We start from the raw sequence: 7,630 nt of genomic DNA on the forward strand, positions 1-7,630 counted from the left end.
ATCTGTCGGGTTTCGATGTCTTCGATGACTGCAGCACCGTGGTTTGGGTAAACAACGGTTTCGCCGACAGTAAAAGTCATAGAGAACGTACCTTTCCTAGGTGACAAGGATAACATGCGCAGCTGACAACGCCCGGGGCCGATTCTTGGTATGGGGCTCGTAGCAGACGCTGTTGCCGGAGGTCAAAGTCACCTTTTCGAAGTCGCTCCGATACGATCGGCGCGACGACTTTGGATCGATGTCCGACCAACCGAAAGCAGGCAACCGGTGAGCTCCGTACGACGTCGCCTTGCGGCCACATTCGCCGCTACGACACTCTTGGCCCTCAGCGCCTGCGGCTTTGAAGCCCAGACCAACCAGCAGTACCAAGCCGCCGTCGGCGCCAACGTCTTTGGCGACGTCGACGTGCTCAACGCGCTTCTCGTCGCCAACGAGGATGGCTCGGCCACAGTCTCCGCCGGCTTCGTCAACAAAACCGGCGAAGAGCAGCGACTGGCGTCCGTCACCATCACGACGCTTGCAGGCGAGGAGCTGGTCGTCCGCAGCCCGAAGCTTCCGGCTCTCCCCATCCCGGTCGACATCCTCACCACTCTTGGGTCTGCCGGTGACACAGCCAGCTTCACCGTCACCCAAGGGGCCGAAGCCGGCTACTACGTCAGGGCCACGTTCACCTTTTCAGACTCGGCTCCCGTCACGATCGAAATTCCCGTAGTCGCTCGTACGGCCGACTACGACAAGGTCACCGGCGGCACTCCCGGCGGCGAGACCGAAGCCGAGTCCGAAGAGACCGAAGAAGCAGCTCACTAGGGGTAGCCTCCCGGCATGCGCGTCATCCGGGGAGTGCTTGTTGTTGTCGCTGTCCTGATCGCTGCATCATGCGGCCGCGAGGCCCCGCCGCCACCAGACGCGCCTGGCACGGTCGAGGTCACGAACGCCGAGTTCGTCCTCAACCCCGACGGGTCAGCGACGCTGTCGGCGAATGTCGTCAACGGAACTGAGTTCTCATACGAGCTGTCGTATGTGCCGACGGCCACCCCGTTCGGCGACACGTTCGGCTCCATTCCGGTGCGCTACTTCAATCCACGCAGCATCTTTCCGCCGAGAAAGTCGACGACCCTCGGCGATGTGGCGGACCAGATCCAGATTCGATTGGCACCGGCACCTCCACTTGGCGACCGCGTCACTCTCGATATGGGCTTCTGGCCGACCGAGGGCGAAGATCCAGTGGCGGAAGAGCAGAGCGTGACAGTGGAGGTTCCGGTGGTCGCTCGCACGATCGACCACAACGCAGTCCTTGGTGTCGAACCCAACACGAAGATCACCATCGAGGACGGCAAGATCTTCGTCATTCCTGGCCAGAGTCGAGCACTGATCGACGGCAGCGTCATCAGCAGCATCACGGACAACGCCTACGACCTTCCCACCGCCAACGACGAGCAGGGCAACCTGGTCGAGTACCGCCACAACACAGCAACCGGCGGCCCTTACGGAATCCACGCCGAGAAGGGGAAGACCGTCCGGATCTCCTCTCCGCCGTACACCGTCCCCAACGGCGAAGTCGTCGGAGACTTCGACTACTTCGATGCCAAGGACCTCACGATCGCGGAGAAGATCACGGTGAACTTCCCGTTCCAGTCCGGCGATGTGATCGGGAGCTTCACCGTCGTCCGGGGCTGACCACAACGGGCCCCGACCACGGCGTACGTGGTGAAGCCCGAGGGTGCTGCAGAGGTTGGACTAGGTGAGCTGGCCCTGGCCGGTCACGAGGTAGACGACGCGACGCGCCATCGACACAGCGTGATCGCCGATGCGCTCGTAGTAGCGGCCCAGCAGTGCCAGGTCGATCGCCGGCTCGACACCGTGCTGCCACTCGACGTTGAGAACCGCGCGAAGCAGCTCGCGACGCAAGCGATCCATCTCGTCGTCCTCGGCCTCGAGCTCGGCGGCGGCGCCGACGTCGCGGCTGGCGACGATCCGCGAGGCTGAGTCGATCATCGAGTCGGCGACGGCGGCCATGGCCGAGATCGTCGGATGCAGCTTGGCGGGCACCGCAGAGTCGGGCATACGGCGTCGAGCCACCTTGGCTACGTGGACGGACAGATCGCCCATTCGCTGCAGATCGGTGAGCATTCGCAGAGTCGCGACGAGCTGACGCAGATCCGTGGCGACCGGCTGCTGGGTTGCCAGCAGCAGGAGCGCACGCTCCTCGATCATCTCGGTTGCCTCATCGATGTCCTTGTCGCCGGCGATGACTGCTTCAGCAACGTTTCCGTCCGCCTCCAGCAGTGCACGGGTCGATTCGGCGACGGCCTTGCGTACGGCGCCTGTAAGGCTCACCAGGTCGTCGACAATGGCATCCAGCTGTTCGTAATACTGATCTCGCATGCCCTCCACTTTAGGCAAACGGGATGAACGGACGGCGACCTACGGTGAACGCGCCATGAACAGGGTCTGAAGGTCGTTTCGGTATTGGCCTGCGGAGACGAGAAGTTTGCGTCCGGCACCCTACGATCGAGATGTGGATACGAGCGCAGGAATTCTGATCGCGGGAGCGATCGGTGCTGTCATCGGCTCCGCAATCACGTACGTGTGGCGATTCAGCGAACGACGTCAGAACACGGTGGTCGAGACAGTGCCCGTCATCCCCGCAGGCGTAGAAGCGGTCCTCGCGATCCTGCCGTCCTCGACAGTGCTGATCGACTCGTCCGACACCGTCGTACAGGCGTCTGCGCCGGCTCACGCGATGGGCATCGTGCACGAGGATCGCCTCCAGCCCGATGAGTTGATGACCCTCGTACGCCAGGTGCGTCGAGACGGCCAGGTACGCCAGGCCGACATCTCGTTGCAGCCCAAGCGCGGCACCACCTCATACATTCACGCGCGGGTGGCTCCGCTCGGTTCGCGACTGATCCTTGTTCTCGCTGACGACCGCACCCGCGAGCAACGCATCGAGACCGTCCGCCGCGACTTCGTCGCCAATGTCAGCCACGAGCTCAAGACGCCGATCGGCGCTCTCAACTTGCTCGCCGAGGCGGTTGCCGAAGCCAAGGACGACCCCGAGGCAGTCGTCCGGTTCTCGAGCCGCATGCACACCGAGAGCGAGCGACTCACCCGTCTGGTGCAGCAGATCATCGACCTGTCGCGGCTCCAGAACGATCTCCTGAGCGAAGACGCAGCCACGATCAAGGTCGGCGAGCTCGTCTCGGAAGCCTGTGAGCACTCGGCCACGGACTCGGAGAAGAAGGACATCGAGATCGTCACGAATGTTGAGCCTGAGCTCTACATCCACGGTGATCGTGCGCAGCTGCACGCTGCGGTCAGCAACCTCGTTGAGAACGCGGTGACCTACAGCCCTGAGGGCTCCCGGGTCACGGTGTCCGCCGCTCACGAGGGCGAGAACGTACGTATTACCGTCGCCGACAACGGCATCGGCATACCCAATGACGAGCTGGACCGCATCTTCGAGCGCTTCTACCGCGTCGACCCGGCTCGGGCGCGCGCCACCGGCGGCACCGGACTCGGTCTGTCGATCGTGAAGCACGTCGCCGCCAGCAACGGCGGAACCGTCGAGGTGTGGAGCGAGCCCGGCCTGGGCTCGTCCTTCACGCTCGTGATGCCGGCATACCCGCAGGAATTTGATGAGGAGCAGCAGTGACGAAGGTATTGGTCGTTGAGGACGAGACGAGCTACAGCGAAGCGTTGTCGTACGTGCTCCGCAAGGAGGGCTTCGAGGTGGCGATCGCCGAGACCGGCCCCGATGCGCTGACGGAGTTCGACCGCAACGGCGCAGACATCGTGCTGCTCGACCTCATGCTGCCGGGTCTCTCCGGTACGGAGGTCTGCCGCGCGATCCGCTTGACGTCTTCGGTGCCGATCATCATGGTCAGCGCCAAGGACACAGAGGTCGACAAGGTGGTGGGCCTCGAGCTGGGCGCGGATGACTACGTCACCAAGCCCTACTCGCCTCGCGAGCTCGTCGCCCGCATCCGTGCGGTCCTTCGTCGCGGCATCAACGACGAGGTCGATGAGAACGCCTCGCTCGAGCTCGGCCGCGTCCGCATGGATGTCGACCGCCACCTCGTGACGATCGACGGCGAGGTGACCCGGTTCCCCCTCAAGGAGTTCGAGCTCCTCGAGTACTTCCTGCGCAATCCCGGTCGCGTGCTCACCCGCGGTCAGCTGATCGACCGGGTCTGGGGCGCCGACTACGTGGGCGACACCAAGACGCTCGACGTCCACGTCAAGCGTCTGCGCGCCAAGATCGAAGCCGACCCGACGAACCCCGCAACCCTGACCACGGTCCGCGGTCTCGGCTACAAGTACGACGCCTGATCCTGAGCCCTGCGAAGGATGTCAGGGATCGGTTTGAGCACCTAGCGAGGTCACCTCACCAGGTTTCGACCTTCCTGACGCCTTCGGCGTGGCACGCTCAACCTCGATAGACGCTCGGGCCGCAGGCGGCCCTCGGCCTATCGACCCTGGTTCGCTACCGCGGCGATTGCGGCTTCGGCGGCCTTGGGGTCGAGGTATGTGCCGCCCTTGACCGTCGGCTTGAGGTTGTCGTCGAGCTCGTAGACGAGCGGGATGCCGGTCGGGATGTTGAGGCCGACGACCGCTTCTTCGCTGAGTCCATCGAGGTGCTTGACGAGTGCGCGAAGCGAGTTGCCGTGTGCGGTGACGAGAACAACCTTGCCGCTGAGCAGGTCCGGGACGATCGAGTCGTACCAGTACGGCAGCATCCGATCGAGCACCTGAGCCAGCGCCTCGGTACGAGGCAGCAACTCATCGGGCAGGTCGGCGTAACGCGCATCTGATGCCTGGCTGAACTCGTTGTCGTCGGGCATCGGCGGCGGCGGGGTGTCGTACGAGCGACGCCACTCCATGAACTGGTCCTCGCCATACTCCTCGAGGGTGGCCTTCTTGTCCTTGCCCTGCAGCGCACCGTAGTGACGCTCGTTGAGCCGCCACGAACGACGTACGGGGATCCAGTGCCGGTCTATGCCGTTGAGCACGATCTCCGACGTACGGATCGCGCGACGCAGCAGCGAAGTGTGCGAGACATCGGGGTTGAGCCCGGCCTCGGCGAGGAGCTCTGCACCACGAAAGGCCTCGGTCAGGCCCTGCTCGTTGAGGTCGACATCGACCCATCCGGTGAAGAGGTTCTTGGCGTTCCACTCGCTGTGACCGTGACGCAGCAGGATCAAGGTACTCATGTACACGAGCCTATTGGGTCAGCCGACGTCCGATTCAGCGGCCTTCCACTCTTCGTAGATCCGACTCAGTGCTTGTACGAAGTCGGTCTGCGAGTGCACACCCTCGAGCTTCCACGTGCCCTCGACCACGACGTAAGGGAGCTGCTTGATGCCAAGCCCCTTGCCAGTCTCGGTCTGCATACGCACCTCGTCGGCGTATTCGGTGCTCGCCAAGAGCGCCTCGGCCGTCTCAAGGTCGAGGCCAACCAGAGCCGCTCGGGTCGCGAGGACGAACGGGTCGCCGATGTCGGCACCCTCCAGGAAATGAGCCCGCCACAGCTGGTGCGCGAGATCGCGCTGCACCCCGGGGCCGTCCTCGTCAGCCCAGGTCAGCAACCGCCAGGCGTCGAACGAGTTGGCCTGGATTGCCTCATCGAAGTTGAGGTCGATTCCGGTGATGCGGGCGCCAGCGGTGACCTGCACGTTGACGAACTCGGCCTTGTCGAGACCGCCGAGCCGCTCGGCCATCGCCTCCATGAGTGGCCGACCGGCGCTGGGCTCGTCAGGCTCGAGCTGGAAAGCGCGAAGCGTCAGCTCCATGGGCTCGCCGGTGAGGATCGACACCATCGCGGCAGCGCGTTCGAAACGTGTCGCTCCAACGTAGGACCACGGATCCGTGATGTCCGCGAAGATCTGCACTCTCATGACGGGCGAAGGTGCTTGAAGGCGTTGAGGTTGCGAGTGGACTCGCCTCGCGACTCGCGCCACTCCCACTCCTTGCGGATCGAGGAGGCGAAGCCGAGCTCGAGGATCGTGTTGAACGATTCGTCGGCGTATGTCAGCACAGCTCCAAGCACACGGTCGAGCTCTTCGACCGTGATGGCCGAGAGCGGAAGGCGGCCATCGAGGTAGATGTCGCCGGCAGAGTCGACGGCAAATGCGACGGCGTACATCTTGAGGTTGCGTTCGAGAAGCCAGCGATAGACGGCCTCGTGGTTCTCGTCCGGCTTGCGGCAGACGAACGCGTGGATTCCGAGCGCGTGGCCACCGATCTCCAGTCGACACGTGGTCTGCAGCTTGCGCTCGCCCGGCAAGGTGATCTCAAAGACGCCAGGGTTGTGCTCGGTGAAGACAAGGTCAGACGCCTTGAGCGTCTCGATGATCGTTGTCCGGGCGTCGGTCATACGGGCGACTTCGCGTGAGCGGCGATCGCGTCTGCGTAAACCTCGAGCGTGCGTTCGGCCGTGACGTCCCAGCCGAACGACTCCGCATGGCTTACGGCCTTGTGGCTCATGGCCTCACGGAGCTCAGCATCTGCGAGCAAGGGATGCAGTGCCGAGGCGTAGTCAGCGGGATCATGGCCGTCGACGAGAACGCCCGACACACCATCCGAGACCGCCGTGGGCAGTCCGCCGACGCGAGCGGCGACAACTGGCGTGCCGCAAGCCTGGGCCTCGATCGCGACGAGTCCGAACGACTCGTTGTAGGACGGTACGCAGACGACGCTGGCGGCGGCGTACCAGTCAGCAAGCTCGGCCTGGCTGACCGTAGGGATGAACCGTACGACATCGTCGAGGCCGAGCGACGTGCTCAGGTCGGAGAGCGCGGTGGGGTGCTCGAGGCCGGTGCCGGAGGCTCCGCCCACGACAGCGACCACCAGACGATCACGCAGGCCAGGGTCGCGTTCCAACATCACCGCGGCGGCATTCAGTACGACATCGGGTGCCTTGAGCGGCTGGATCCTGCCAGCGAACAGGAGCAGAGCGGCGTCAGAAGGGATGTCGAGAATCTTCCGTGCGACGTCCTGGCGGCCAGCCTTGAACACCTCAAGATCAACGCCGGGGTGCACCACCGCAACACGGTCGGGATCGGCGTCATACAGCTCGATCAGCTCGCGACGTTCCTCCGACGTGTTGGCGATCAGCTGGTCGGCGAGGCGGACGATCTCTTCCTCGCCATAGACGCGGCCGATCGGCTCGGGTGAATCACCTTCGGCGAGCTGGGCGTTCTTGACCTTCGCCATCGTGTGCATCGTGTGCACGAGGGGCACGCCCCATCGCTCACGGGCAACGGTCCCGACCTGCCCGGACAACCAATAGTGCGAGTGGACGAGATCGAAATGCCCCGGCTCACGCTCAACCTCCGCACGCAGGACGTCGCGTACGAACGAGCAGAGCTGTGACGGAAGGTCGTTCTTCTCGAGCCCTTCGAAAGGACCGGCCGCAACATGGTGGACGCGGATGCCCGGCTCGGGATCTGCGACGGGCTCCTGGTGGCGGGAGGTGGCACGCGTGAAGATCTCGACCTCAACGCCCCGGGATGCCAGCTGCCGCGAGAGCTCGAGCACGTACACGTTCATTCCGCCCGCATCACCGTCACCCGGCTGATCGAGCGGGGATGTGTGTGCCGACAGCATCGCAATGCGCTTGAGCATGAAC

10 protein-coding genes are annotated in these 7,630 nt (G+C 64.0%); 4 read left to right on the forward strand and 6 right to left on the reverse strand.

Features of this window, described 5'->3' with window-relative positions:
• Positions 1–80: CarD family transcriptional regulator (locus V6M39_RS00205; protein WP_332641654.1), on the reverse strand; the 80-nt coding region annotated here is incomplete at its 3' end.
• Between the two features lie 187 nt (positions 81–267).
• Between V6M39_RS00205 and V6M39_RS00210 the strand changes: the two genes are divergently transcribed.
• Entirely contained in the window at positions 268–807 is a 540-nt protein-coding gene (locus V6M39_RS00210) for a hypothetical protein (protein ID WP_332641645.1), read from the forward strand.
• 15 nt (positions 808–822) lie between these two features.
• Positions 823–1,677 (forward strand): hypothetical protein, encoded by an 855-nt coding sequence (locus V6M39_RS00215; RefSeq protein WP_332641646.1) that lies wholly within the window; start codon positions 823–825, stop codon positions 1,675–1,677.
• A 60-nt stretch (positions 1,678–1,737) separates the two neighbouring features.
• Here the strand turns inward: V6M39_RS00215 and phoU are convergent, their stop codons facing one another.
• Positions 1,738–2,385: a phosphate signaling complex protein PhoU gene (gene phoU, locus V6M39_RS00220; protein ID WP_332641647.1), complete on the reverse strand. Its 648-nt coding sequence runs from the start codon at positions 2,383–2,385 to the stop codon at positions 1,738–1,740.
• 133 nt (positions 2,386–2,518) lie between these two features.
• Here phoU and V6M39_RS00225 point away from each other — a divergent pair, with 133 nt between their 5' ends.
• Complete coding sequence (locus V6M39_RS00225) at positions 2,519–3,655, forward strand: sensor histidine kinase (protein WP_332641648.1); 1,137 nt, start codon at positions 2,519–2,521, stop codon at positions 3,653–3,655.
• Positions 3,652–4,332, forward strand: a complete 681-nt coding sequence (locus V6M39_RS00230; protein WP_332641650.1) for a response regulator transcription factor — start codon at positions 3,652–3,654, stop codon at positions 4,330–4,332. Before V6M39_RS00225 ends, V6M39_RS00230 begins: the two co-directional genes overlap by 4 nt.
• Positions 4,333–4,469: 137 nt before the next feature.
• Here the strand turns inward: V6M39_RS00230 and V6M39_RS00235 are convergent, their stop codons facing one another.
• From V6M39_RS00235 to mshA, 4 genes are all read right to left on the reverse strand, one after another.
• Positions 4,470–5,213 (reverse strand): phosphoglyceromutase, encoded by a 744-nt coding sequence (locus tag V6M39_RS00235; protein WP_332641651.1) that lies wholly within the window; start codon positions 5,211–5,213, stop codon positions 4,470–4,472.
• Between the two features lie 18 nt (positions 5,214–5,231).
• On the reverse strand, positions 5,232–5,897 hold the full coding sequence (locus V6M39_RS00240; RefSeq protein WP_332641652.1) for a DsbA family oxidoreductase: 666 nt from the start codon (positions 5,895–5,897) through the stop codon (positions 5,232–5,234).
• On the reverse strand, positions 5,894–6,376 hold the full coding sequence (locus tag V6M39_RS00245) for a YbjN domain-containing protein (protein ID WP_332641653.1): 483 nt from the start codon (positions 6,374–6,376) through the stop codon (positions 5,894–5,896). Before V6M39_RS00245 ends, V6M39_RS00240 begins: the two co-directional genes overlap by 4 nt.
• Positions 6,373–7,630, reverse strand: a 1,258-nt coding sequence (gene mshA, locus V6M39_RS00250; RefSeq protein WP_442880631.1) for a D-inositol-3-phosphate glycosyltransferase, incomplete at its 5' end; no start/stop codon positions are given. The genes V6M39_RS00245 and mshA, both read right to left, overlap by 4 nt.

It is taken from the genome of Aeromicrobium sp. (genome assembly GCF_036675695.1).
Classification (GTDB): Bacteria; Actinomycetota; Actinomycetes; order Propionibacteriales; family Nocardioidaceae; genus Aeromicrobium.